This window comes from Gordonia sp. 852002-51296_SCH5728562-b (genome assembly GCF_001665475.1).
In the GTDB taxonomy this organism is placed as follows: Bacteria; Actinomycetota; Actinomycetes; order Mycobacteriales; family Mycobacteriaceae; genus Gordonia; species Gordonia sputi.
Genome location: NZ_LZMI01000075.1, coordinates 13,170 through 37,810, shown reverse-complemented (window position 1 = coordinate 37,810; position 24,641 = coordinate 13,170). Strand labels below are relative to the sequence as shown.

Here is a 24,641-nt window from a genome sequence, read left to right as displayed (position 1 = left end):
TCAACCCCATTCTGTTACCCTCCCGAAAGACTGTCGATGCTCGAGATACCGGACAGAGGAGTGCAGTTGGCCCCCAGCGGCACCCAAGCGACGAACCGCACCCGAACCTACATCGGCGCAGCCGTCGCACTCATCATCGTCGTGGCGATCATCGTGGTCATCGCTATCACCTTCAAGCCCGGGCACGCAGCCAGCCAAGCGGCCTCCTCCAGCACACCGGCCAACCCCGATCAACCACTCCTATTGACCCTCAACGACTTTCCCGACGGATACGTCGAGGGCAGTGCGGGCACGTCAGCTGAGCTCGCGAAAGCCCAACGCACCGAGGTCTGGTACACCTACGAACCAAAGGCATGCACCCCGGTCCTCGACGCCCGGGCTGACCGGACCGATCACACGACACGCGTCGGTTTTGCCGCTCAAGAACCCAACGCGAACACTGCCTACACCCAGTATCTGGTCCGCAACGACTACAACCCACAGCAGATGCGTGATGCCATCCTCTACCCACAGTGCCTGACACGCACCATCGATGCTCACAGGGACGGGTTCTACACAATTCGAACCACTGAACTCCCGACGCCCAGTTCACCGTCCGGAACCGAAACCCTGATCGTCAAATCCATCGTCGACATCGCCAACTCGCCCGCGGACACAACCGACCACCGCGAGAATGTCAACGGATATGCCTGGCTACCAACAGGTTTACTCGTTTCCCTCAACGCAGAGGCCGACGGTCGCGGCAATAGCGTCGACATCAACCAGTTCAACGATCTACTGGCCAAAGCCACCGAAAAGGCCTCCCGCTGAAGGCACTCCACACACAAGGAACGACAATGAATCGGCCTCGCATCTACATCAGTGCCGCCATCGCACTCGTCGTCGTCGTGGCGGTCATCGTGGTCATCGCTATCACCTTCAAGCCCGGTAGCGCCACCGATCGGGCAGCCACCTCCAGCACACCGACGAATCCCGACCAACCACTCCTGTTGACTCTCAACGACTTTCCCGAGGGATACACCGAGGACATCCCGGTTTCCTCGTCGGAGGCTGCAAACCAGCAGCAGGCTGAACCCTGGGATGGCTACCGGCCGGATGCCTGCAGACGCGCTTTCAACGCTCGCGCGGAACAGACAGCGCGTACGACACGGACCGGGTTCGTCGCCAAGGGTCCCACGGCTGCAACACCGACCTACGGTCAGTATCTGATCCACAACAACGACGACCTCGAGCAGATGCGCGCAACACTGCTCGACCCTCAATGCCTAACCGTCACAATTGATACGCACAAGACGGGCATCTACACGATGCAGACCTCTGAACTGGCCTCCCCTGCTATGCCAGAAGGCGTCCACACGCTACTCGTCAAGTACGTCACCGACATCACCAACGCGCCCGCGAACTACGCCGATCACTACGAGGTGATCAACGGATTCGCTTGGCTACCAACGGGTTCTGTCGCATACCTCAGCGCAGAGGCCGACGGTCGCGGCAATAGCGTCGACATCAACCAGTTCAACGATCTGTTCGCCAAAGCCGTCAAGAAGGCTTCTCGCTGACGCCGGCGCTAATCCAACACCCGGCACCGCTCGCGGGTCCGGTCGACGGCGAACCAGCCGCGCTCGAACTGCTGCCACTTCTCGAGGTGGGCCCGCGACGACTCGCCGTCGCGCGCAACCGCGCGTTCGAGTCGCTCCTGCGGCGACCCACCGTCGAGCCACAGCGAGTACGTCAACCGATCGGCGATACGACGTCGCGCCGCCGACACCCCTTCGATGATGAGTAGCGGCTCCCAGCGATACCAGACCCGCTTGCCGACGCGTGGCTGGCCGTCGACCCATTCGCGTGGGCAATATCGGTAGTCGCGGCGTCGGACAAAGGCATGCAGCACATCGGATTCCATCTCCGGCCACCACGCCACCGGGTCGTCCCAGGTGGCGAAATCGTCGGTGCGGACGAGGACCACGCCGGTGCCGCGGGCGCGCAACTTCTCGACGAGTGCGTCGGCGACGGTGGTCTTTCCGGAGCCGGATGGCCCGTCGATGGCGACGATGCCTGACACCATTTCTGAGGCGAGTTCGTCGAGCTGGGTATCGAGTTCAGGTGTCATGGCGGTCAGGCCAGCACCCGCCGCCCCGACAACGCCCGGCCGAGTGTGAGTTCGTCGGCGAATTCAAGGTCGCCACCCATCGGGAGGCCCGACGCCAGGCGAGTCACCGACAGCCCCGGGAAGTCTTTGAGCATGCGCAGGAGGTAGGTCGCGGTGGCCTCACCCTCGGTGTTGGGGTCGGTTGCGACGATGATCTCGCTGACGTCGACCCCGTCGGGCTGATTGGCGAGGCGTCGAAGCAGCTCACGGATGCGCAGTTGATCGGGTCCGATCCCCGACAGCGGATCGAGCGCACCGCCGAGCACGTGATAGCGGCCGTGGAACTCCTTGGTCCGCTCGATCGCGTGGACGTCCTTGGGTTCTTCGACGACGCAGATCTTGGTGGCGTCGCGACGCGCGTCGGAGCAGATACGGCAGAGCCGATCCGCGGAGACATTTCCGCACTCCGCGCAGAAGGTGACATCGTCGCGGACGTGGCCGAGGGCAGCGATGAGTCGGTCGATGTCGGACTTCTCACCGGCGAGCAGGTGGAAGGCGATCCGCTGCGCACCCTTGGGGCCGAGCCCTGGCTGTTTGGCCAGCTCGTCGATCAGATCCTGGATGGGGCCCTCGTACATGAAGTGTCAGCCGAGGCCGGGAAGTCCGCCGCCGAGTCCGCCGGCGAGCGGTCCCATCTTCGCGCTCGTCAGCTCGTCACGCTTGGACGCGAGATCCGACAGCGCACCGAGGACCAGATCTTGCAGCGTCTCGACGTCGTCTGCGTCGACGACCTTGGGATCGATGGTCACCGCGGTGACCTCGCCGGTACCCGTTCCGGTCACGGTGACCAGCCCGTTGCCCGCCGAACCGGTGACCTCGGTTGCCGCAATCTCCTCCTGCGCCGCGAGCAACTTCTCCTGCATCTGCTGCGCCTGGGCGAGCAGGCCCGCCATCGGATTCTCGCCGCCGTCACCGCCGCCGAACAGGGAACTAGGGTCAAAAGGTTGAGTCACGTTCACCAGGGTAGTCGGTGCGCTCACCGCAGCAGTCGCTCGACATGCTCGATGATCTCGTCGACGCTCTCGTCACCGACCGGCGTGATCTGGAACGAGAGCACGTTGTCGCCGAAAAGCCTGCCTGCCTTCGGTGTGAGCGCGAACTCGATCCTGTCGTCGTCGACGCGCCGCCACTCGACCACCCCGCCGTAGACGGGCGCGCTGGCTCCCGTGGTGACGCAATAGCCTTCACGGCCACCCGCTTTGGCGTCACTGACCAGGTCGCGCTGAATCTGGAAGCAACCCATCGATTCGTCGTCGATGAAGACGACGGCCTCGCACCCGAGATCGGGGTGTCGCTCGTAGGAGGCGTGGATGGTCACAAATCTCAGCCTAGCGATGCATTCGCGGCCGATCGAGCCCAAGTCCGACCGCCGCTACGTACACAACTCGTACCTGAGCGAGGGGCCGCGACAATAATTTCGATGGCTCCTCGCTGACGTCACGATTGTGTACGCACTCGCTCACTCGCTCGGAACGGGCGAGTGTTCCGGCTGCCGACCGCTGACGAATCTGCGCGGTTCGCCGGTGAGCGGGTCATCGAACTCCAGGCTGTGTGCGAGTAAGCGCAGCGGCCGGGTGAAGTCGCCTCGATCGGGCAGTTCGGCGAGGTCGGGGCGTACGTCGGGGTACAGCGGATCGTCCACGATGGGCACCCCGAGCAACGCCATATGCAGGCGGAGTTGGTGGGTGCGTCCGGTGTGCGGGCGCAAGCGGTAGAGGCCGTGGCCAGGCCCGGCTTCCTCGATCAGAGTGATCTCGCTGACCGCGTTGACCTCGCCGTCGACGACCAACGCCCGCAGGTCACCGGCCGTCTTCTCGATGCGATTGCGCACGGTTGCCGGGGTGCGCAGCGCGTCGTCGAGCGGTGCCAGCGCACGGTATTCCTTGCGTGCGAGTCGTCGGGCGAACAGACCCTGATACGCCGCGCGGACCTGCGGGCGGGCAGTGAACAAAAGCACCCCCGACGTCAGGCGGTCGAGCCGGTGAGCGGGTGCAAGTGCGTCGTTGCCGAGTTCACGCCGCAGCCGCACCAACGCGGTCTGGGTGACGTGCCGCCCGCGCGGCATGGTCGCGAAAAACGGCGGTTTGTCGACGACGACGATGTTCTCGTCGCGGTACAGGATCGGCAGGTCGAAGGGGATCTCGATCTCGTCGGGCAGATCCCGATACAGGTAATACGACGTATTGGCCCGGGCAGGAGCGTCGAGGTCGGCGCGGTTGCCGTCTGCGTCGACGACGTCACCGGCGGCTGTCCGCTCCCGCAGGTCGTCGAGGGTCAGGTCGGCCAGTGACGGGCTGGCCAGCAGCGACTCCCCGACCGTCAGCTCCTCGCCGTGGCGCACCACGACGCGCGTCGCGTCGACGCCGTCACGCACCGGCAGTGGCGAGGGCCGAGCGCGGCCGCGACGTCGAGGTGTCCGGGTATCGTCCTGCGGACTCATAGTGCGAACCGGTCCGCAGAAGTGGGCTACTTCTCGACCCGCGCCTTGAGATTCGCGAGCAGCTGAGCCTGGATCTTCGCGAGACCCTTGGGCGCGAACGTCTTCTCGAAGAAGCCGCCGATGCCGCTGGCGTTGGAGTTCCACGTGGTGGTCGTGGTGACCTTGGAACCGCTACCGGCCGGGGTGACCTTGTAGGTGGTCACCATCGACGAGTTCTCATCGCGTTCGGTGATGGTGTCCGGCACGACGCTGACTGTCGCCTTCACGTCGCGCTGACGCTTGGAGGTCGCCTGCAGAATCCAGTGCACCACCGTTCCGTCGCCCTGGCCGCCGCTGATGACCTTGTAGTCGCGGTACTGCTCGGAAAGGATCGCCGGACGTGCGTCGACGTAGTCGGCGAGCACCCCGATCACCTGGTCGGGACTTGCGGCGATGTCGATCGTTTGACTGGCGGAAATCTCACCCACGACGGGCACTCCTTCATGGCAGATTGGCGGGCGTGCTGATCAGGTCCTAGGCTAGCCAAGTGACTTCTGGACGGTTGGAGATGGGGGCACAGGCTTTCGACGACGGGGTTGCCACCCTTCTGGCCAGCTATCGGGCGATTCCGCCAGGAGCAACGGTCCGTCTCGCGAAAAAGACGTCGAACCTGTTTCGTGCGCGCGCCAAGAATCCGCATCCCGGCCTCGATGTATCGGGTCTCGATCGGGTGATCTCCGTCGATCCTGTTGCCAAGACCGCCGACGTCGCGGGAATGTGCACCTACGAGAATCTGGTCGCCGCAACGCTGCCCTACGGACTGGCGCCGCTGGTGGTGCCGCAGCTCAAGACCATCACCCTCGGCGGTGCGGTGACTGGCCTTGGTATCGAGAGCACCTCGTTCCGTAACGGCCTGCCGCACGAGTCGGTGCTCGAGATCGACATTCTGACCGGCGACGGCTCCATCGTCACCGCGACGCCGACCAACGAGAACTCCGACCTCTTCTTCGGTTTCCCCAATTCGTATGGGACGCTGGGATATTCGGTCAGACTGAAGATCGAACTCGAATCAGTGCAGCCGTACGTTGCGTTGCGCCACATACGTTTTCACGATCTTGCGACACTGCAGTCGACGATGAACACCATCGCCGACGAGCGTACCTACGACGGCGAGCGCGTCGACTACCTCGACGGTGTGGTCTTCACCGCCGACGAGGCGTACCTGACCGTCGGCCGCCAAACCGACGACGCCGGTCCGGTCAGCGACTACACCGGGATGGACATCTACTACCGGTCCATCCAGCACGATTCCGGAATCAAGCGCGACCGCCTGACCATCCACGACTACCTCTGGCGCTGGGACACCGACTGGTTCTGGTGTTCACGAGCCTTCGGTGCCCAGAACCCGAAGATTCGACGCCTCTGGCCAAAGAAGTTGCTGCGCAGCAGCTTCTACTGGAAGTTGATCGGCTACGACCAGCGCTTCGACATCGCCGACAGGCTCAACAAGCGCAAGGGTTTGCCCGCCAATGAGCGGGTGGTGCAAGACATCGAGGTTCCGATCGAGAACACCACCGCGTACCTCGAGTGGTTCCTCGAGAACATTCCGATCGAGCCGGTGTGGTTGTGCCCGTTGCGTTTACGTGAGCCGGCACTACCAGTTGCCGACGCCGCGCGGCCGTGGCCGCTCTACCCGCTCGAGCCCAAGCGCACCTACGTCAACGTCGGGTTCTGGTCGGCAGTGCCGGTGACTCCCGGCGATCCCGGCCACGCCAACAAGCTCATCGAGCGCGAGGTGGCCGATCTCGACGGCCACAAGTCCCTGTATTCGGAATCCTTCTACTCCCCCGAAGAGTTCGACGAACTCTACGGTGGCGAACACTATCGACTCCTGAAGAAGCGGTACGACCCTCGCGGCCGGCTTCTCGACCTCTATGCGAAAGCGGTGAAACGGCAATGACGACGTTCCAGGACAACGGACCCGCATCTCCCCCGGAAGCCTCGCCGGGTAAGATGACGCTGGCGCAGATCTTCGAGTCGCTCGTCGGCGGCAATCTCAGCATCAGGATCACCGCGTACGACGGCAGCTCGGCAGGCCCCGCCGACGCCGAGTATGGGCTGAACCTCAAGAACTCTCGTGGCACAACGTATCTCGTCACCGCACCCGGCGACCTCGGACTGGCGCGCGCGTACGTGTCTGGCGACCTCGAGTTGATCGGGGCCCACCCCGGCGACCCCTACGAGGCGCTGCGCGCTCTTGCCGCCGACCTCGAATTCAAGCGTCCGTCTCCCTTGACGTTGGCGAATGTGGCCCGCTCGCTGGGCATCGAGCATTTCAAGCCGATCGCGCCGCCGCCCCAGGAAGCGCTGCCACGCTGGCGTCGCTTCGCAGAAGGATTGCGGCACAGCAAAACCCGCGACGCCGAGGTGATTCATCATCACTACGACGTGTCGAACACCTTCTACGAGTGGGTTCTCGGACCGTCGATGACCTACACCTGCGCCGTCTACCCCGACCTCGAGGCGTCGCTGGAGACGGCCCAGGAGAACAAGTACCGCCTGATCTTCGACAAGCTGCGACTCAAGCCTGGCGATCGTCTCCTCGACATCGGTTGCGGCTGGGGCGGAATGGTGCGCTACGCAGCGTCTCGCGGAGTCAAGGTACTCGGTGTCACGCTCTCCGCGGAGCAGGCCGAGTGGGCGCAGAAGAAGATCGTCGACGAGGGGCTCAGCGACCTCGCCGAGGTGCGCTTCAGCGACTACCGCGACGTGACCGAGAGCGACTTCGACGCCGTCTCGTCGATCGGACTGACCGAGCACATCGGCGTCCACAACTATCCGGCGTACTTCTCGTTCATCCGCGACAAGCTGCGGGGCGGCGGAATGATGTTGAACCACTGCATCACTCGACCTGACAACTTCAAGAACGCACGCGCCGGATCGTTCATCGACCGCTACGTCTTCCCCGACGGGGAGCTCACCGGCTCCGGCAAGATCATCTCGAAGATCCAGGACATCGGCGGACTCGAGGTGCTGCACGAGGAGAACTTCCGTCCGCACTACGCCATGACGCTGCGTGACTGGAACCGCAACCTCGTCGAGCATTGGGACGAGGCCGTCGAAGAGGTCACCGAGGGCACCGCGAGGCTGTGGGGCCTGTACATGGCCGGATGCCGAATCGGCTTCGAGCGCAACATCGTTCAGCTTCACCACGTCCTGGCGACCAAGCTCGACGACTACGGCCAGAGCGATCTCCCACTACGCCCGTGGTGGGACGCATAGCGGCGACTCGGACCCGCTGGTAGCGGCGCGCGGTGCGCGCTACTCCAGCGGCCGGGCGCCCAGCTCGGTCTGTAGCAGTTCCATCGCGACCTTGTTCGGGTCGAAGCGACCCTCGGGAGCCGCGTTCTGCACCTCGGCGACCATCTCCGCACGCTCAGCGTCGGGGATGTCGTCGTCTTGGCGCGGCGGTTCAGGCTCCTCGGGCTCGGCGGGAGCCTCCGGTGCTGCGGCGGCGTCGGATTGCTCGCCCGAGGTGCCTCGAGCGCGGCTCGGCCGCGAGAAGGTCTGAGCACGACGCTGCTGCCGATCTGGTTGTCCCGCTGCGTTTTTCGTAGGCGCGGTCACGTCGACGACCTTATGGATGGTCTGCACGTCGAGTTCGGTTCCGAAGACCTCGTGCAGCGCCTCGCGCATGATGTTGACCGCATGCGGCGCCGACAATCTGCCGACCAACACTTCAACGGGATGCGCCAGGATCACGACGTTGTCGCGGATCTCGTCGACGACGGCGTTCGACAGCATCGGTTCGAGACTCTTCGACCGCTCACGGACCGCGGCGCGGACTTCCTGGAAGCGCTTGCGCGCGGTCTCGACGTCGAGGCCGGCCTGCGGTTCGGGTTCTGGTTCTGGTTGCGGTTCGGGTTCGACGCTGCGTGGCGTGGACGGTCTGCCGTCGTCGGGGACGGGCGCGTCGTAGTCGTCGACGGGCTCGTCGGGTAGCGGGATGTCGTCGTCTGCGGCAACTACTGCGGCCGGTTCCGGTGTCGGGGCAGGTTCGGGCGTCGGTGGTGCGGCGGGCTTCGCAGGCGCCACCGGCATCGGGCGCGTGGGCTCGGCGGGCGTGGTGGTCTCGGCGGGGGTGGTCTCGACACGACCTCCGCTAGCGCTCCGGTCTGCTCGACCAGCGGTGGGATCGCCTGCGCTAGCGCTCCGGTCTGCTCGACCAGCGGAGGGATCGCCTGCGGGCGCGGCAGCGGAGGAATCGCCCGCAGGCGCGGCAGCAGGAGCATCGCCGCGCGTGGGATCGGGCGGGGTGGTCTCGACACGACCTCCGCTGGCGCTCCGGTCTGCTCGACCAGCGGTGGGATCGCCTCCGCTGGCGCTCCGGTCTGCTCGACCAGCGGAAGACTCACCTCCGCTGGCGCTCCGGTCTGCTCGACCAGCGGGGGGATCGCCGGCGCTAGCGCTCCGGTCTGCTCGACCAGCGGAGGAATCGCCGGCGCTGGCCGCCGAGGCGACGGCTGGCGGCTCGTCCGTCTTGCGCTGCGAGGGGCGGACGTACTTGGGCGGGTCGACGGGCGGCGGGGCGGGGGCCGCGGTGGGAGCACCCTCGGCGCGCGCGGAAGGCGAGGGCGTTGCACCGCCGGCGTTCCCTCCGGCCGGAGCGACGCCTGACTCGAGTCGTTCGAGACGCTGGAGCAGCGCGGCGTCGGCGGCGGAGACCGATGGCAGCAGCATCCGCGCGCACATCACCTCGAGCAGCAGGCGCGGCGACGTGGTGCCGCGCATCTCGCCGAGCGCTTCGTGCACGATCTCGGCGAAGCGGGTGAGTCCGCCCGGTCCGAGATGCTCGATCTGACCTTGCATGCGCGCGAGTTGATCGCCAGGCGCTTCGACGAGTCCACGTTCGGCAGCGTCCGGAACTGCTTGCAGCAGAATGAGATCGCGCAACCGCTCGAGAAGGTCGACGGCGAAACGTCGAGGATCATGCCCGGCGTCGACGACCTTCTCGACCGTCGCGAACAGCGCTGCGCCATCGGAGGCGGCGAGGGCGTCGATGGCGTCGTCGATGAGTGCGATGTCGGTGACACCGAGCAGGGCGAGGGCACGGTCGTAGGTGACGCCCTCGTCGGACGCACCTGCGAGTAGCTGGTCGAGGATCGACAGTGAGTCGCGCGGTGAGCCGCCTCCAGCGCGGATGACCAACGGATAGACATCCGGCGCCACGACGACGCCCTCTTTGGCGCAGATGTTCTCGAGCAGCCCGCGCATGACCGGCGGCGCGAGGAGGCGGAACGGGTAGTGGTGCGTGCGCGAGCGGATGGTGGGCAAGACCTTCTCGGGCTCGGTGGTGGCGAAGACGAAGATGAGGTGCTCCGGCGGCTCCTCGACGATCTTCAGCAACGCATTGAACCCCGCGTTGGTGACCATGTGCGCCTCGTCGACGATGAACACGCGATACCGCGACTCCGACGGGGCGTAGAAGGCGCGGTCGCGCAGTTCACGCGTGTCGTCGACGCCACCGTGGCTGGCGGCGTCGAGTTCGATCACGTCGAGGTTGCCCGGCCCGCCCGGCGCGAGGGCCACGCACGAGGAGCAGACACCACACGGCGTCGACGTCGGGCCCTGCTCGCAGTTGAGCGAGCGCGCCAGGATGCGAGCCGACGACGTCTTGCCACACCCACGTGGCCCGGAGAACAGGTACGCGTGATTGATGCGGTTTCCGTCGAGAGCACGGCTCAGCGGATCGGTGACGTGCTCCTGACCGACGACTTCGGCGAAGGTTGCCGGACGATAGGTGCGATACAGAGCCACGCGTCGAGAGTACCGGCGGACACCGACAGCGCAGCCGCCTGCCCTACGGCTGTGCACAGCGACCTTCCCCGGCAGGTCAGACCGCCGGGCTCGCGGCGGGAGCTTCCGCACCGAACCGGTCGCGCAGCGCGAACTTGAGCACCTTGCCGGACGGATTGCGCGGCAGCGCGTCAATGAACTCCAGACGCAGCGGGAGCTTGTAGCGGGCAAGGCGGTCGGCCGCGAATTCGCGCAGTTCTTTCAGGGTCACGGTCTCGCCGGGCGCCGTCGCGACGACCGCCGTGACGGCCTCTCCCCACTTCGCATCGGGGAGTCCGACGATCGCGACCTCGGCGACCGCGGGGTGGCTGTAGAGCACGCTCTCGACCTCGGCGGGATAGACGTTCTCGCCGCCGCTGATGACCATGTCCTTCACGCGGTCGATGACGTAGACATATCCCTCGTCGTCCTCACGTCCGACGTCGCCGGTGTGGAACCACCCGTCGTCGTCGATCGCGGCGTCGGTGGCGCCGGGATTGTCCCAGTAGCCCACCATCACCTGGGGTCCACGCACACAGATCTCGCCCGGCTGCCCCGGCGCCACCTCGGCGTTGGTGGCGTCGACGAGTCGCACGTCCGAGAGCGGCAACACCCTGTTCCCCGCGGCTCCGATCTTCTTCTCCGACTCGTCGATGCCCATGACGAGTGCGAGCGGAGCTGTTTCGGTGAGGCCGTAGCCCTGCGCGAACGTGACTCCGCGGTCGGCGTAGGTGCGCATCAACGGCTCGGGCACTGGGGCGCCGCCGCAGATGAGGTATCGCAGCGAAGAGAGGTCTGCGGTGGCGAAAGCAGGAACCTGGCTCATGAACAGAAACATCGCGGGGACGCCGAACATCGTTGTGACACGGTATTTTTCGATGTCGGCCAGTGTCTGTGTCGGATCGAACGCACCCGACAGGATCACGTGGCCACCCTTCTGGAGCGTGACGAGAGTGGTGACGTTGAGGCCGCCGATGTGGAACAGCGGCGCCGCGGTGTAGGTGATGTCGGTGGAGACGGTGTCGAAGCTGAGCAGCGCATTGATGTTGTTCCAGAACAGGTTTCCGTGCGTGAGCATGGCGCCTTTGGGACGACCGGTGGTCCCCGAGGTGTACATGATGACCGCGACGTCCTCGGCGTCGGCGAACACCGGACCGGCGATCGGCTCACCGGCGGCCAGCACGTCGTCGAAGTTCTCCCAACCGTCGGCGCCGCCGACCGCGATGAACCGTTGCACGTCGATGTCTGCGCGCACGTCGTCGACGACACCGGTCAGCGTGGCGTCGGCGATGAGAGTTGTTGCGCCGCAGTCACCGAGGATGTACGCGAGCTCTGGTCCGGTGAGCCGGAAGTTGAGCGGGACGAATGTCGCGCCCGCTCGCGCGCAGGCGAACAGCGCGACCAGGAATGCCGAGTGATTCGGTCCGAGATAGGCAACGCGATCGCCCTGCGCGACTCCGCCGTCGACCAGTCGCTCGGCCAGCAGGTCAATTCGACGCTGGAGCTCGGCGAACGTCAGCGTCTCGCCGTCGAAGGTCAGTGCCGGGTGATCCGGGATGATCGCTGCACGCCGCGCAATCCACGAACCGAGATCCATCGAATCGGGTACCACCACTCGTCCTGCCATCACTGACTCCCGCCATCGAGGGCGGAGCATGCTCGAGACTCCGCCGAAGTTGGCGACAGCTTATTGCCCACCCGTGTCCGAGTTCAGTGAATTGTCAATAACCGAGTAGTGCTACTGCAGATCGGTGACGCCGGAGCATTCGGGTGCGCGCAGCGTCAGCAGTCCGCGGTTGACGGCATTGATCGTGATCTTCACCTTGCCGCGGCCCGGGATGTCGTCGATCCGATAGCCGCTGTCGTCGGCGATCGTGTGGACCCAGTGCGTGTTGTAGGTGTGCGTCGCTCCATTGGAGAGTTGGGTTACGACGACTCTCGTGTCGGAGTAATAGCGAAAGAAGCTCTTGCTGTCGCCCCACAAGGTGAATGTGTTGTCGCCCTCTCGCCGCTGGACGTGTATGCCCGCATACGAGGGAATATCGATGATGTTGGGGTTGAGGCTGGAACACCCCATACCGACCTCGCCGTAGACCGATTGATCAGCCGCTGCGTGACCGGCTCCGATCGTGGCTGCGGCTACCGCGCAGGCACCGACGAGCCCTGTGGTCATTTTGCGTGCCATCGAACGTCGAATCATGGTGCGCCTCCTCGAGAATGCGGGGCCGTGGACGTCGGCCCCGTCATGATTCACGTCGAATTGCAGCGACAACTCGTTAGCGCGACTAGCCGACCGTGTCGCGAACGTTATCGGCGCCGGTCACAGCCGCGGCATTCGATGTCCGATAGACGACGATTGTCGCGATTGCCGTGCCGAGGAACACCGCGTTGTAGGGATATACCGTGAACCATTCGAGCCAACTGATTCCATGTTTGAAAAACAGTCCGATGAGATAGGCGTCGGGAACTGTCTTGTTGACAAACCAGATCGGATGCGCGAGATAGGTGCGCCACGAGAACGACACCAGAATCAGACTTACGCAGGCCACGCCCGCCAATGTTCGACGCAGCGGCGACAGATCAACGCGCAACACCAGATTCACGCAGATCACCAGGATCGGCACGAACCACACCCAGTGATGTCCCCACGACATGGGCGAGATCGCGCATGCCGTCATGCCGACGAGGCTCAGCGCCAGCAGTTCCTGACCGTGGCGGTGCGCGAGTACGGCCGCGTACATACCCAACGCGAGCGCCGCGAGGGCAAGGACACCCCATAGCAACGAGTTCGGCGCGTCGGTGTGGATGAGGTTGGCCAACCACCCGCGGATCGACTGGTTACCAACGGTTTGCGGTGCGCCGACTCGGTTGGAGTCGAAGAGCTTGTCGGTCCAGTAGGCCCAGGATTCGCTTGGCAGCACGATGAATCCGACGACGATGGTGCCGACGAAGCCAGCGATGACCCCGAACATCGCGCGCCAGCGCCGCAGAATTGCCAGGTACAGGATGAAGATCAACGGGGTCAGTTTGATACCCGCGGCGATTCCGGTGCCGATGCCCATACCGCGGCTGTTGTCGCCCTTGGGTCTGTCGACACGCAGCAGGTCGGCCAGGATGATGAGCAACAGAAAAACGTTGATCTGGCCGTACCAGACCGTCGTGCGGACCGGTTCGAGCAGCAGCGCGACGGCAATCAGCGAGAGCGCGATGATCCGCAGCGGCCACGTCGCCTGTCTGCCGAGCGAGCGGAAGCACAACATGATCACCAGGTACAGCGCGATGAAAATGCCTGCGGTCCAGACGATTCGGGCCACTTCGAACGACATCAGCGCGAACGGGATGAAGATGATCGCCGAGATGGGCGCGTACGTGTAGTCCATCTGGCCGAGTAGTTTGGCGTCGTACAGGCTGCCACCGTCGAGCACGGTTTGCGTTCCGGCGCGGTACACGTCGAGGTCGAGTTGGTTGTCGAAGAGTCCCCAGAACGGCGTCGTGAAGGGAACGATCACATCCTGCAACCACACGGCCACGGCGGCGACGAGCAGGAAGCCGACAGCCACGACCCAACGTCGTGAGGCCCTCACCATTGCCGGACTGTCACACGTGTGCCGTCTCGTCAGGATTCGACGTCGGCGAGGAGCTTCTCCGTCGCGGCAAGAAGTGCACAGGTCGCAACGCCGTCCATCGCGACGCGCAGGTCGTCGGTGCTGGGGAAGGTCGGTGCGAGCCGGATGTTGCGGTCGTACGGATCGTGCTTGTACGGGTAGGTTGACCCGGCGGCCGTCAGCGCGATCCCGGCCTCCTTCGCGAGCGCGATGGTCCGCTTGGCGGCGCCGTCGAGGACGTCGAGGCTGATGAAGTAGCCGCCCTCGGGCTCCGACCAAGCCGCGACCTTGGAGTCGGCGAGCCGGTCTTGGAGGATCTCGAGCACCAGGCGGAACTTGGGGGCGAGGATCTCGCGGTGCTTGGCCATGTGCGCGCGCACGCCGTCGGCATCACCGAAGAACCTCAGGTGACGAAGCTGGTTGATCTTGTCCGGACCGATCGTCGTGAACGCGAGGTTGTCGGTCAGCCACTTGACGTTGGTCGCCGACGACCCGAAGAAGGCAACACCCGCTCCCGCGAAGGTGATCTTCGACGTCGAGCCGAACACGTAGACGCGGTTGGGGTGGCCCTCCTGCGCGGCGATGTCGACGATCGGCAGCGGGGTGGGCGGGGCGTCGACAAGCGTGTGGACGGCGTAGGCGTTGTCCCAGAAGACACGGAAGTCCGGCGCCGCGGGCATCGCCATCAGGGCGCGTGCGACGTCTTCGCTGTAGGTGGCGCCCGTGGGGTTGGAGTAGGTGGGCACGGCCCACAGACCCTTGATCGACGGATCGTCGGCAACCAACTGCGCGCAGACGTCGACGTCGGGGCCGTTCGGGAGCATCGGCACCGGGATCATCTCGATGCCGTAGTGCTCGGTGATCGCGAAGTGGCGGTCATAGCCGGGCGACGGGCACAGGAACTTGACGGTCTCGCCGGTCGACGACCAAGACTCCGGAGAGTCGGGAGTGCCCTTGAGCAGTGAGGACACCACCACCTGGTGCATCAGGTCGAGGCTGGCATTGCCGAAGGCGATCAGGTTGTCGGCGTCGACGGCGAGCAGCTCGGCGAAGATCGCGCGCAGCTCCGGCAGCCCACTGACGCCGCCGTAGTTGCGGCAGTCGGTGCCGGAGGCGTCACGGTAGTCGCCGAGGCCGGGCAACGACAGCAGCTCGTTGGAGAGGTCGAGTTGTTCCGGCGCGGGCTTACCGCGGGTGAGATCCAGCTTCAGCCCAGCGGACAGCAAACCCTCGTAGAGTTTTCGCAGGTCGTCTTGGGTGGCGCGAAGTTCGTCTGCACTCATCGAGTGGTAGTTCAACGGAAACCTCTCGCCGAACCGGCGCCAGGCTCGATGGCGGCTTTCGGCACGCTTGCGGATCTGAACAAAAGTTAGAGGACCCCGCGCACCCGAGAGAGCCCGTTGACCCTTGCTGCCTTCCGGCCCTGGGGGAGTTCACAGGATGCACGCCGCGCGGGATCCGTCGTCAATTGTAGCGAGCCTTTGTCGCGATGCGTCAGGGGGTCGGCGTGGTTGTCGCCCGGAGGTCGATCAGCGCAGGAGTCGCGGGAGCAGAGCGAGTCGGGCCGCGTAGTCGCGTGGCAGGTAGGCGGAGCGGCTGCGGGTCCAGTCCTGCCCGGAGAGTGGGTCGTAGGTCGACGGCATCGCGATGCCCGCGGGCGCATAGGCGTCGAGTCCGTTGGCGCGCGTCGTGTAGACCGCGCGCCATTGATGGTCGGAGAACGCGATGATCCCGGCGACGTCGACGCGTGCCGACGGTCCGCGTAGTTGTGCGACCTTGGCGGCGACACCGTCGGTGGAGAGGTAGACGAGCGTGCCGTCGGGCTTGCGATTCGGCGGGATCTCGACGACGCCCGCGGCATGGAACTTCGCATGCAATACGCGGGCGATCTCGGTCTGGGCGTAGATCGGGATGGTGCGGTTGCCGCGCGTGCGGATTGCGGACTCGGCCAGCGCTTCGTTGACCGGACCCGGTTCGCCGACCGTGCGGGTGGCGTCGACGCCGGGCGCGATGCGGTTCCCGAAGCTATATGCGATGAGCAGACTGAAGTCCTTCGCGGCACGCGTCGGAATGTGCACGGGGTCAACTCCGCGCTGCGGCGACGCATGCGCTGGGGCGAAAGCGGCCAACGACGCCATCAGGGCCAGTGCGATCGTCGACGCCGCGAGGGCCAACCGGCGACTCGGCTGCAGCGGGCGTGCCGGCCGCGGACGATGCGGATGAGGACGGTTGGTCGCTCTGCACGCTGCCATCGTGTCGCTCCTGCCGTGGACGGGGTGGGGTACGTTCGACCTCCGCCGCGAGCAGCGTTCCGGCTGAACGCGCGTAACCATCCCAGGCGCAGGTGTCCTCGGAGTGAACGACAGCCGGTTCAGGGCAGTGACCTGCGGAAACGAAACGAGCCCGACGCTCACATACGCGTCGGGCTCGTTTCTGCTGCGGAGGATAGGAGATTCGAACTCCTGAGGGCTATTAACCCAACCCGCGTTCCAGGCGAGCGCCATAGGCCACTAGGCGAATCCTCCAGGCTTGGCGATAATAACGGCCAATCCACCCCAGACCCAAATTCGTGCGGTCGGCACCGGGCGTCGATCGGTAGCGTCGAAGGTGCTCCCCCGCCACGGAAAGGTCGACGCCATGCCCACATCCGAATCTCCCTACGTCGTTCTCGGCGCGACCGGTAATCAGGGCGGCGTGGTGTTGCACGCGCTGCGTGACGCTGGAAAACCCGTGCGCGGCGTCGTACGGTTTCTCGATTCGGACAGGTCGCTGGAGCTCGCGGACCGCAGCATCCCGCTGGCCGTCGCCGACATCGCGACCGGAAATGGCCTTGCCGACGCCTTCGCCGGGGCCGCCGGGGTCTTCGCGCTGACGACGCCGTTCGAGTCGGGAGCCGACGCCGAGGTCGGGCAGGGCGAGAACATCATCGCGGCGGCCGAAGCCGCATCCGTGCCGTATCTGGTGTTCTCGTCGGTCGCCGATGCCGATCACAACACCGGTATCCCGCACTTCGATTCGAAGTACGAGGTGGAGAAGAAGCTCGCGGCGTCGAGCATCCCGCACACGATCGTCGGCCCGACCTACTTCTACGACAACCTGCTCGGCAGCCTCGACGCACTCAAAGCCGGCGTGATGCCGCTCGCCCTGCCCGCGGAGAAGGCGCTGCAACAACTCTCGCGTCGGGACTTCGGCCGATTCGTCGCGATGCTGTTCGATGCCCCTGCCGACTTCACGGGCCGACGCATCGACCTGGCCTCAGACGAGATCACCCCGAACGCGATCGCCGCCGCGCTGACTGCCGCGACCGGCCAGGAGGTGCACGCGGAATCGTATGACCCCGAACGTATTTCGTCGCCGGATATGCAGGCGATGTTCACGTTCCTGGCGACCAAGGGGTACAGCGTCGACGTCGCAGCGCTGCACGCGGCCTACCCGCAGATCGAGTGGGAGTCGTTCGCGGACTGGGCGCAGCACGCTCTCGGCTGACCGGAGAATGTGTGTCGTATCGAAGGATGTGGGCGCTGCAACACACACATCCTTCGATACGACACACATTCACTTTCTACGGCCACTCCCCCAGACTGGATTCGACGTCGAACGTCGACTGCAGGAACTCCCGAAGGCTTGCGTCTGAGTCGTCGGCGGTTCGAACGGCGGTGTAGGGCAGCAGGAATTCGCCGAGCGTCGTGTCGTACGACGCCGCCGCCGGGTGCACCTTCGCGTCGGGGTAGCCCTCGTAGACGGGATACGAATAGGAGTAGAAGGCCCCCTCGTCGGCGCCACCGGGCCAGAACCCGGCGCTGGAGACCTCCTCGCAATAGGATTCGACCATCACTCGCTCCGGACAGTTCGGCACGACGCCGGAGAACAGCGGAGCGGGACGGCCGGAGAATCTGGTGACCGCGAGATCGAATGAGCCCCAGAAGAAGTGAACGGGGCTGCACTTGCCGCGCCACTTTCCACGGAACTCCGCGAAAACGCGCTGCGCGCTGACCAATTGGTGCCAGAAGAGCTTCACGGCGTCGGCGTCGTACGAGGCGTGCGTCGTGTCCTGCGCGAACGGGATCGACTCGGCCACTTCGACGGGGCGGTCGTAGATGGGCACGCTGATGCCGAGCGATTCCAGCTGTGCCAGATAATCCGCGTAGAAGTCGGCGGTGGTGCGTGGCTCGAGACGCACCTGTCGCCGTTCGCCTTTCGTCGTGGTGATGTCGAGGACGTGGTCGGCGAAGTCGAAGACGATCTCGACGCCGTAGCCGTCGTAGGGCATCAACGAGGTCGTGAGGCCCACCGAGTTCACATACAGCGCGACCTGCCACCAATGATTCTCATTCGGGGCCAACGCCATTCGGGTCTTTCCGACGATCTGACTCCACATGTGCACCGTGTCGCGGGTCTGCTCCCAGTCGGACACACGGAGCTCCGGCCATGATTCGAACGTTGCGGTTGTGGTCATTCGCTACTCATTCCCTTGTGCGACGACGTGTTTCGACTGCACGACGCCGATTCGACGCTCAGTTCGGACCGATCCTGTTTCCTTCCTCATCCCAGTGGGCACCCACCTTCTTGCTCGGCTGCACGCGCGGAGGCTCACCCGGCATCTTCGGGTAGCTCGGCGGGTAGGGCATGTCGCCGAGACCTTGCGCGTCGTCGCGCTCGACCATCTCCAGCAGTGGTTCGAGGCCACGACGATGCGTCGAGATGTCGGCCATCGGATCACCCCGTTGCGCAACGAGTTCCGGAACGCTACGCATGGTGCAGTCGTCGGGATCGACGTCGGCGAGCTCGGCCCAGGTCACGGGAGTCGACACACGCGCGATTGCGTTGCGTCGCACCGAATACGGCGCAGCCATGGTCCGGTCACGCGCATTCTGGTTGAAGTCGATGAAGATCCGCTCGCCGCGATCCTCTTTCCACCACGAGGTGGTCACGGCGTCAGGGTCTCGACGCTCCAATTCGCGGGCGAGCGCGATGCCACAGCGTCGGGTCGCGATGAAGTCCCACCGCGGCTCGATGGGAATGAACACGTGAATCCCCCTGCCGCCGGACGTCTTTAGATATCCGACGTAGCCGAGCTCGTCGAGGAGCGGCGCGAGGAGGTCGACGGCGACGCGTCGAACGTCGTCGAAGTCGGTGCCGGGCTGTGGGTCGAGATCGATGCGCAGTTGATCGGGATGCTCGTTGTCGGCCGCGACCGTCGGCCAGGTATGGAAGGTGACGGTCCCGAGGTTGGCCGCCCAGACGATCGACGCCGGGCTCGTCGGACGGAGTGCATCCCCGGTTCTGCCCGAGGGGAACGTGATGCGCGTCGAGTCGATGAAGTCGGGTCGCTTCTTCGGTAGGTGCTTCTGGTAGATCTCGTCGCCGTCGATGCCGTCGGGGAAGCGCTGCAGGAATGTCGGGCGATCGCGGAGGGCGACGAGGAACGGGCCGTCGGCGCCGTCGTCGCGCGCCTGCGCCATGCGCTGGTAGTAGCCGACGAGATCTCTTTTGCGACCACCGTTTTCACCGAGCTCGGGGAAATAGATCTTGTCGGGGTTGCTCATTCGGACGGCAACACCCTCGACGTCGAGTTCCTCAGCAGGCGAGCGGGATGCCATGTCAGCCTTCCCCTTCCAGCACATCGTGGAGGTCGTAGGTCAGCGGGACGTCGAGTTGGTCGTAGCCGCAGCTCTCGGGATCGCGGTCGGGACGCCACCGTAGGAACTTGACGGTGTGCCGGAATCGGTGATTCTCCATCTGGTCGTAGGCGACCTCGGCGACCAGTTCCGGCCTGATCGGAATCCACTCCCCCGACTTCTCCGATCGCCACCGCGTCGGCTCGCCCGGTGCGGGCTTGTCGGGATCGGTGCGCATCGGCGCAAACATCTCTTCGAGTTCGATTCGCTTCTTGTCGGTGAATGCTCCTGCGCCGCCGACCATGTGGAGATCTCCCGAATCGGTGTAGAGGCCCAACAACATCGAACCCAGACCGGTTCCGCTCTTGTGCACTCGGTAGCCGATGACCACACAGTCGGCCGTGCGCTTGTGTTTGACCTTCAGCATCTCGCGCTTGCCCTCGACGTACGGCGAGCCGATCCGCTTGGCGACCACGCCGTCGAGGCCCGCGCCCTCGAATGCGGAGAACCAGGTGCGCGCGGTGTCGGCGTCGGCGGTGACGCGACTGACGTTGAACCGCCTGCCGGTCTCGTGTGGGCCCACCGCCTTCACGAGCGTGTCGCGACGTACGGCGAAGGGTTCGTCGACGACGCTGAGGTCGCCGAGTGCGAGCGCGTCGAATCCGATGAAGATCGCGGGCGTCTTCTCGGCGAGCATCCGCACGCGTGAGTCGGCGGGGTGAATCCGCTGCGCGAGCGAGTCCCAGTCGAGGCGGTGCACGCCGTCGATGACGGACGGGACGCCGATCTCGCCGTCGAGGACCACCTTGTCGGGGAGTTCGGCGCGCGCGGCGTCGACGATTTCGGGGAAGTAGCGCGCCAGGTCTTTGCCTCCGCGAGAACCGATGTAGACCTCGTCGCCGTCGCGAAAGACCAACGCACGAAAGCCATCCCACTTGGGTTCGTAGGACCACGACGGCTCGCCGTCTGGTTGTTCCGGCACCGCTGAGACAGCCTTGGCGAGCATCGGCGCGACGGGAGGCATGACCGGTAGGTCCACCACCCCATACTCCCCATTGCACGACGATCCCGCAATGAGCCGCGCGGTCGGCCGCTGGTCGAGCGTCCCCCGCTGGTGATTTCGACTCGGCAGCTCGCTGCGCTCGCGGCCGGCTCAATCAGCGGAAAAGGCGCCACCCCTGGTCGAGCCTCCCCCCGCTGGTCAAGCGCCCACCGCTGGTCGAGCCTGTCGAGACCACCCCAAGTGATTTCGACTCGGCAACTCGCTCCGCTCGCGGCCGGCTCAATCAGCGGTAGGGTTCGGCAGCTCGCTGCGCTCGCGGCCGCTCAATCAGCGGAAAGGGCCCACCCGCTTGGCGAGCCTCCCCCGCTGGTCGAGCTTGTCGAGACCACCGGCGGCGGTAGTGTCGTGACCGATGTCCGCACACGAACCCGCTGCGCAGTCGGCGCTTCCTGCCGGGCGGTACGCGCCGTCGCCGTCGGGCGACCTGCACGTCGGCAACCTGCGCACGGCCGTGCTGGCGTGGCTCTTCGCCCGCACCTCGGGCCGCCGGTTTCTGCTGCGCATGGAGAACCTCGACCGCACCGCGGTGGGATCCGATCAGCGACAGATCGACGACCTGCACGCCCTCGGGATCGACTGGGAGCCGCCGGTCGTGTACCAGACCGACCGGCTCGATCGGTACCGCGCGCTGATCGACGACCTGACCAGGCGCGGCCGCACCTTCGAGTGCTTCTGCACCAGACGCGAGATCCTCGAAGCCCCGTCGGCGCCGCACTCCCCACCGGGCGCGTACCCCGGGACGTGCCGACACCTCACCGCAGAGGAGCGCGAGAGTAAGCGCGCAGCCGGGCGTCCTCCCGCGATCCGGATCGTGTCGGACGTCGACGAGTTCAGCGTCGTCGACGTCCTGCACGGCGAATACACCGGAGCCGTCGACGATTTCGTCATCCAACGCGGCGACGGCACGCCCGCCTACAACCTCGCGGTGGTCATCGACGACGCCGAGCAGGGTACCGACCAGGTGGTCCGTGGCGACGACCTCCTGCCGTCGGCGCCACGCCAGTCATATCTGACGACGCTGCTCGGACACACACCGCCGGTCTACGCGCATGTCCCGATGGTGCTCAACGACAAGCAGATTCGTTTGTCGAAGCGCGACGGAGCAGTCACACTCGCCGACCTCGCCGCCCGCGGCGTCGACACCGCGACCGTTCTCGACCACATCGCGGCGTCGTTACGGCTGGCCGAGCCCGGCGAACATGTCACCCTCGCCGACCTCGCTCAACGATTCGATCCGACGAAGCTCCCGACGCAGCCGTGGATTCTCACCGACGACGAATGGATCTGAGGCAGTCGCATCCGCTCAGGACGCGGTGGTCAGCAGTCTGTCGAGCAGATCGTCGAGCGTCAGCACGCCGAGAATCTCATCACCGGCGGAGACCAGCGCGATATGTGCACGCTGGTCTCGCATGCGCGCCATACCTTCGTACGCGGGTAGTTCGGCAGGCAGGATCAACACATCTCGGGCAAGGTCGGCAGCCGTGACATCGGCTGCGGCATTGAGACTGTCGCGGACGTGCACCACGCCGATCACCGAGTCGCGGGTGAGGTTCTCATCAGCCCCACCGCGCACGACGAGCAACCGAGAGTGCCCCGTCTGACGCGAAACCTCTTGAATCCCAGCGGGAGAAGCATCCGCGGGAACACCGTCGAGTGCGCCGTCGCCGACGACGTCGCCCACCGCGAGCGCCTCCGTGGCCAACGCCGCGCTGAGCCTGTGGTGATACTCGTCGTCGAGCACTCCGGTCTCGGCGGAGTGGTCGACCAACTGTCGCAACGTCGCCGAATCCTGCCCGGACGACACCTGATCGACGGGTTGCACACCAACGCGACGCAGGCACCAGTTGGCGAGTTGGTTGAGCACGACGAGCACCGGGCGCACCACCCACATGAAGGCGCGCATCGGAATCGCCAGCAGCACAGCCGATCTCTCCGGGTGGGCTATCGCCCACGACTTGGGTGCCATCTCGCCGACCACCAGGTGAAGGAATGTCACGATGATCAGCGCGAGTATGAATCCCACGACGTCGGCGATCCACAGCGGCGCGCCGAGTGCTTCGATTCCCGGCGTGATCCAGTGATGCACAGCGGGTTTGGTCACCGCGCCGAGCGCAAGCGTGCACACGGTGATACCCAACTGCGAACCGGCAAGCAGCACAGACAGTTCCGACGAACTGCGTAGCGCGGCCCGCGCGGCACGACTGGTCTGTGCGGCATCCTCGATACGGTGGCGACGAGCCGCGATCAACGCGAATTCGACGGCGACGAAAAACGCGCTCGCCGCGATCAACACGACCGTGACCGCGAGCACAACCCACGGGTTACTCATCGGCGTCTCCCGACTCGGTGATGACGAGATGGACGGTTGCGGGCACGCGGCGTCTGACCTGCGTCACCGTTGCGGTCACCGTTGGAGCGGCGACGCCGAAAGCGCCGTCGGCAAGCGGCAATTCGACGCTGTCTCCGACCTGGGGCAGTCCGCCCGACGTCGAAATCACAAGTCCGCTCAGGGTTTCGTAGTCGCCTTCGGCCACGTCGTGCCCGATGACGCGTGACACTTCGTCGAGGTGTGTGTCGCCGCGGGCGAGCCAGCCGTCGTCGGTCAGTTCGATCGGTTCGGACGATGTCGTATCGTGCTCGTCGTCGATCTCGCCGGTGATCTCCTCGGCGATGTCTTCGACGGTGATGATGCCTGCGATTCCGCCGTATTCGTCGATCACGACAGCCATCTCGTCGTCAGAGGTGGTGTCGAGTCGTTCGAGTACCGCCGGAAGCGGCAGCGTGGTGGGCACGATCGCGGCGGGTCGCGCGAGATCAGCTGCGGTGAGGCTGGTTTCGTCGAGACGTTCGAGCAGATCGTGCAGATGCACGATCCCGACGACGTCGTCGGGGTTGGCTCCGACCACGGGATATCGCGTATGCCCCACGGCCATCAGGTCGCGAACCTCCGACAGCGACGTATCGGCTGCGACGAAGTCGACGAGTGGCCGGGGCACCATCGCGTGCTCTGCTGTACGAGTGGGAAAGTCGAGGACACGATCGAGAAGCGTCGACAGTTCGGCGGGCAACTCCCCGACCTCCCGCGACTCGGCGACGATGTGTTCGAGGTCGCGCGGTGACGCGGAGTGCTCGACGTCGTGCACCGGCTCGATCCGCAGCGCTTTGAGCAGAAGGTTCGACGCGGCGTCGAACAGCGAGATGACCGGACCGAACACCTTGAGGTAGATCGACGTCGAGAGCGCGAGTCGACGCGCGACGGGCTCGGGGCGTGCGATCGAGAGGTTCTTGGGAAACAGTTCGCCGAACACCATCTGGACGACCGTCGAGAACAAGACGGCCAGCACGGTGCCGATGGCCACGCCGACGGCGACGGGGATGCCGACGTCGCCCAACAGTTCGCCGACGCCACTGCCGATCAATGGCTCGGCGACGTAGCCGACGAGCAGGCCGGTCACGGTGATGCCGAGCTGGGCGCCCGAGAGCATGAACGACGTTCTGCGTGTCACCGAGAGTGCGCGGGCAGCCGCGGCATCACCGTCGGCTGCGCGGGCTTTGAGTCGCGACCGGTCGACGGCCATGAACGCGAACTCCTGCGCTACGAAGTAGCCGGTCAACGCGGTGATGGCGAAGACGACGAGGATTCCGATCACGATTCCGAGGAGCATCATCATGCGATCACCTCGTCGCGGACCGTCGGAACAAATGCCGACGGGTCAGAAGTTGTGAATGCCCCCGAGTGGGGGCCGGATCGTCGAGGTTTCCGTTTTTTGCGCCGAGCGCGGTTCATCGTGTCTTTCTGTCGCGGGTGGGGATGTGGAATATCGGACTCCAGGATACGTGAAAGTCAACGAAACGGACATTGCGTTGGTTCCCGGAGAGTGCGGACCGCAGTAGGGGCGGATCCTCGTCGGCCTACCTGGTGGCGCAGGCAGTATGCCCGTTTGGTCCACGA

At 65.3% G+C, this 24,641-nt stretch carries 23 protein-coding genes, 1 tRNA gene and 1 other RNA gene; 6 read left to right on the top strand and 19 right to left on the bottom strand.

Going from position 1 to position 24,641, the window contains the following annotated elements; all coding sequences use genetic code 11:
- Positions 1-36: 36 nt before the first annotated feature.
- A complete protein-coding gene (locus tag A5766_RS13660; RefSeq protein ID WP_156527459.1) occupies positions 37-810 on the top strand; it encodes a hypothetical protein in 774 nt (257 codons plus the stop codon).
- A gap of 26 nt (positions 811-836) precedes the next feature.
- A complete protein-coding gene (locus A5766_RS13655; protein WP_064905039.1) occupies positions 837-1,559 on the top strand; it encodes a hypothetical protein in 723 nt (240 codons plus the stop codon).
- An 8-nt stretch (positions 1,560-1,567) separates the two neighbouring features.
- Here the strand turns inward: A5766_RS13655 and A5766_RS13650 are convergent, their stop codons facing one another.
- From A5766_RS13650 to A5766_RS13625, 6 genes are all read right to left on the bottom strand, one after another.
- On the bottom strand, positions 1,568-2,110 hold the full coding sequence (locus A5766_RS13650) for a uridine kinase family protein (RefSeq protein WP_064905037.1): 543 nt from the start codon (positions 2,108-2,110) through the stop codon (positions 1,568-1,570).
- A 5-nt stretch (positions 2,111-2,115) separates the two neighbouring features.
- On the bottom strand, positions 2,116-2,727 hold the full coding sequence (gene recR, locus A5766_RS13645; protein ID WP_005208030.1) for a recombination mediator RecR: 612 nt from the start codon (positions 2,725-2,727) through the stop codon (positions 2,116-2,118).
- Between the two features lie 6 nt (positions 2,728-2,733).
- On the bottom strand, positions 2,734-3,102 hold the full coding sequence (locus tag A5766_RS13640) for a YbaB/EbfC family nucleoid-associated protein (RefSeq protein WP_039856699.1): 369 nt from the start codon (positions 3,100-3,102) through the stop codon (positions 2,734-2,736).
- A 23-nt stretch (positions 3,103-3,125) separates the two neighbouring features.
- Positions 3,126-3,467, bottom strand: coding sequence for a hypothetical protein (locus A5766_RS13635; RefSeq protein WP_039856678.1), 342 nt, complete (start codon positions 3,465-3,467; stop codon positions 3,126-3,128).
- Positions 3,468-3,608: 141 nt separating this feature from the next.
- Positions 3,609-4,589, bottom strand: coding sequence for a pseudouridine synthase (locus A5766_RS13630; RefSeq protein ID WP_085941963.1), 981 nt, complete (start codon positions 4,587-4,589; stop codon positions 3,609-3,611).
- 26 nt (positions 4,590-4,615) lie between these two features.
- Positions 4,616-5,056 (bottom strand): SRPBCC family protein, encoded by a 441-nt coding sequence (locus tag A5766_RS13625; protein WP_064905052.1) that lies wholly within the window; start codon positions 5,054-5,056, stop codon positions 4,616-4,618.
- Between the two features lie 80 nt (positions 5,057-5,136).
- Between A5766_RS13625 and A5766_RS13620 the strand changes: the two genes are divergently transcribed.
- Both A5766_RS13620 and A5766_RS13615 read left to right on the top strand, forming a co-directional pair.
- A complete protein-coding gene (locus A5766_RS13620; RefSeq protein WP_005208035.1) occupies positions 5,137-6,528 on the top strand; it encodes an FAD-binding oxidoreductase in 1,392 nt (463 codons plus the stop codon).
- Positions 6,525-7,850 (top strand): class I SAM-dependent methyltransferase, encoded by a 1,326-nt coding sequence (locus A5766_RS13615; RefSeq protein ID WP_005208036.1) that lies wholly within the window; start codon positions 6,525-6,527, stop codon positions 7,848-7,850. The genes A5766_RS13620 and A5766_RS13615 overlap by 4 nt, the downstream gene beginning before the upstream one ends.
- A gap of 39 nt (positions 7,851-7,889) precedes the next feature.
- On the opposite strand, the gene A5766_RS13610 is transcribed toward A5766_RS13615, so the two are convergent.
- The 8 genes from A5766_RS13610 to A5766_RS13575 form a co-directional block, all read right to left on the bottom strand.
- The gene (locus tag A5766_RS13610; RefSeq protein ID WP_005208037.1) at positions 7,890-10,385 is read right to left on the bottom strand and encodes a DNA polymerase III subunit gamma and tau; all 2,496 of its coding nucleotides are present in this window, start codon (positions 10,383-10,385) and stop codon (positions 7,890-7,892) included.
- Positions 10,386-10,461: 76 nt separating this feature from the next.
- Positions 10,462-12,030, bottom strand: coding sequence for an acyl-CoA synthetase (locus A5766_RS13605; protein WP_039856679.1), 1,569 nt, complete (start codon positions 12,028-12,030; stop codon positions 10,462-10,464).
- Between the two features lie 111 nt (positions 12,031-12,141).
- Positions 12,142-12,603 (bottom strand): hypothetical protein, encoded by a 462-nt coding sequence (locus A5766_RS13600; RefSeq protein WP_005208039.1) that lies wholly within the window; start codon positions 12,601-12,603, stop codon positions 12,142-12,144.
- Between the two features lie 85 nt (positions 12,604-12,688).
- The gene (locus A5766_RS13595) at positions 12,689-13,990 is read right to left on the bottom strand and encodes a glycosyltransferase 87 family protein (protein WP_174273072.1); all 1,302 of its coding nucleotides are present in this window, start codon (positions 13,988-13,990) and stop codon (positions 12,689-12,691) included.
- A 29-nt stretch (positions 13,991-14,019) separates the two neighbouring features.
- Positions 14,020-15,306, bottom strand: a complete 1,287-nt coding sequence (locus A5766_RS13590; protein ID WP_039856680.1) for an aminotransferase class I/II-fold pyridoxal phosphate-dependent enzyme — start codon at positions 15,304-15,306, stop codon at positions 14,020-14,022.
- A 70-nt stretch (positions 15,307-15,376) separates the two neighbouring features.
- Positions 15,377-15,471, bottom strand: an RNA gene (gene ffs, locus A5766_RS13585) — signal recognition particle sRNA small type.
- A gap of 66 nt (positions 15,472-15,537) precedes the next feature.
- The gene (locus A5766_RS13580; protein WP_231894643.1) at positions 15,538-16,260 is read right to left on the bottom strand and encodes a hypothetical protein; all 723 of its coding nucleotides are present in this window, start codon (positions 16,258-16,260) and stop codon (positions 15,538-15,540) included.
- A 187-nt stretch (positions 16,261-16,447) separates the two neighbouring features.
- Positions 16,448-16,533 (bottom strand) — tRNA-Ser (locus A5766_RS13575).
- Positions 16,534-16,645: 112 nt separating this feature from the next.
- Here A5766_RS13575 and A5766_RS13570 point away from each other — a divergent pair.
- Positions 16,646-17,494, top strand: coding sequence for an NmrA family NAD(P)-binding protein (locus A5766_RS13570; RefSeq protein ID WP_064905050.1), 849 nt, complete (start codon positions 16,646-16,648; stop codon positions 17,492-17,494).
- A gap of 76 nt (positions 17,495-17,570) precedes the next feature.
- Here A5766_RS13570 and A5766_RS13565 read toward each other — a convergent pair whose 3' ends face one another.
- Genes A5766_RS13565 through A5766_RS13555 form a run of 3 tightly spaced genes read right to left on the bottom strand, consistent with a single transcriptional unit; the run spans position 17,571 to position 20,665 of the window.
- Positions 17,571-18,464, bottom strand: a complete 894-nt coding sequence (locus tag A5766_RS13565; protein ID WP_005208053.1) for a DUF5996 family protein — start codon at positions 18,462-18,464, stop codon at positions 17,571-17,573.
- 58 nt (positions 18,465-18,522) lie between these two features.
- Entirely contained in the window at positions 18,523-19,608 is a 1,086-nt protein-coding gene (locus tag A5766_RS13560) for a DNA polymerase domain-containing protein (RefSeq protein ID WP_005208054.1), read from the bottom strand.
- A gap of 1 nt (position 19,609) precedes the next feature.
- The gene (locus tag A5766_RS13555; RefSeq protein WP_039856682.1) at positions 19,610-20,665 is read right to left on the bottom strand and encodes an ATP-dependent DNA ligase; all 1,056 of its coding nucleotides are present in this window, start codon (positions 20,663-20,665) and stop codon (positions 19,610-19,612) included.
- A 376-nt stretch (positions 20,666-21,041) separates the two neighbouring features.
- Here A5766_RS13555 and gluQRS point away from each other — a divergent pair, with 376 nt between their 5' ends.
- The gene (gene gluQRS / locus A5766_RS13550; RefSeq protein WP_064905036.1) at positions 21,042-21,977 is read left to right on the top strand and encodes a tRNA glutamyl-Q(34) synthetase GluQRS; all 936 of its coding nucleotides are present in this window, start codon (positions 21,042-21,044) and stop codon (positions 21,975-21,977) included.
- A gap of 15 nt (positions 21,978-21,992) precedes the next feature.
- Here the strand turns inward: gluQRS and A5766_RS13545 are convergent, their stop codons facing one another.
- Both A5766_RS13545 and A5766_RS13540 read right to left on the bottom strand, forming a co-directional pair.
- Complete coding sequence (locus A5766_RS13545) at positions 21,993-23,018, bottom strand: hemolysin family protein (RefSeq protein ID WP_005208057.1); 1,026 nt, start codon at positions 23,016-23,018, stop codon at positions 21,993-21,995.
- Positions 23,011-24,360: a hemolysin family protein gene (locus A5766_RS13540; RefSeq protein ID WP_005208059.1), complete on the bottom strand. Its 1,350-nt coding sequence runs from the start codon at positions 24,358-24,360 to the stop codon at positions 23,011-23,013. Before A5766_RS13540 ends, A5766_RS13545 begins: the two co-directional genes overlap by 8 nt.
- Positions 24,361-24,641: the final 281 nt, after the last annotated feature.

What these genes read in the sequence shown, in the direction of transcription:
- A5766_RS13660 (WP_156527459.1), top strand. Translation starts at nt 37, where the DNA reads ATGCTCGAGATACCGGACAGAGGAGTGCAGTTGGCCCCCAGCGGCACC.
- A5766_RS13655 (WP_064905039.1), top strand. Translation starts at nt 837, where the DNA reads ATGAATCGGCCTCGCATCTACATCAGTGCCGCCATCGCACTCGTCGTC.
- A5766_RS13650 (WP_064905037.1), bottom strand. Translation starts at nt 2,110, where the DNA reads ATGACACCTGAACTCGATACCCAGCTCGACGAACTCGCCTCAGAAATG.
- recR (WP_005208030.1), bottom strand. Translation starts at nt 2,727, where the DNA reads ATGTACGAGGGCCCCATCCAGGATCTGATCGACGAGCTGGCCAAACAG.
- A5766_RS13630 (WP_085941963.1), bottom strand. Translation starts at nt 4,589, where the DNA reads ATGAGTCCGCAGGACGATACCCGGACACCTCGACGTCGCGGCCGCGCT.
- A5766_RS13620 (WP_005208035.1), top strand. Translation starts at nt 5,137, where the DNA reads ATGGGGGCACAGGCTTTCGACGACGGGGTTGCCACCCTTCTGGCCAGC.
- A5766_RS13615 (WP_005208036.1), top strand. Translation starts at nt 6,525, where the DNA reads ATGACGACGTTCCAGGACAACGGACCCGCATCTCCCCCGGAAGCCTCG.
- A5766_RS13605 (WP_039856679.1), bottom strand. Translation starts at nt 12,030, where the DNA reads ATGGCAGGACGAGTGGTGGTACCCGATTCGATGGATCTCGGTTCGTGG.
- A5766_RS13600 (WP_005208039.1), bottom strand. Translation starts at nt 12,603, where the DNA reads ATGATTCGACGTTCGATGGCACGCAAAATGACCACAGGGCTCGTCGGT.
- A5766_RS13595 (WP_174273072.1), bottom strand. Translation starts at nt 13,990, where the DNA reads ATGGTGAGGGCCTCACGACGTTGGGTCGTGGCTGTCGGCTTCCTGCTC.
- A5766_RS13580 (WP_231894643.1), bottom strand. Translation starts at nt 16,260, where the DNA reads ATGGCAGCGTGCAGAGCGACCAACCGTCCTCATCCGCATCGTCCGCGG.
- A5766_RS13570 (WP_064905050.1), top strand. Translation starts at nt 16,646, where the DNA reads ATGCCCACATCCGAATCTCCCTACGTCGTTCTCGGCGCGACCGGTAAT.
- A5766_RS13565 (WP_005208053.1), bottom strand. Translation starts at nt 18,464, where the DNA reads ATGACCACAACCGCAACGTTCGAATCATGGCCGGAGCTCCGTGTGTCC.
- A5766_RS13560 (WP_005208054.1), bottom strand. Translation starts at nt 19,608, where the DNA reads ATGGCATCCCGCTCGCCTGCTGAGGAACTCGACGTCGAGGGTGTTGCC.
- gluQRS (WP_064905036.1), top strand. Translation starts at nt 21,042, where the DNA reads ATGTCCGCACACGAACCCGCTGCGCAGTCGGCGCTTCCTGCCGGGCGG.
- A5766_RS13545 (WP_005208057.1), bottom strand. Translation starts at nt 23,018, where the DNA reads ATGAGTAACCCGTGGGTTGTGCTCGCGGTCACGGTCGTGTTGATCGCG.
- A5766_RS13540 (WP_005208059.1), bottom strand. Translation starts at nt 24,360, where the DNA reads ATGATGATGCTCCTCGGAATCGTGATCGGAATCCTCGTCGTCTTCGCC.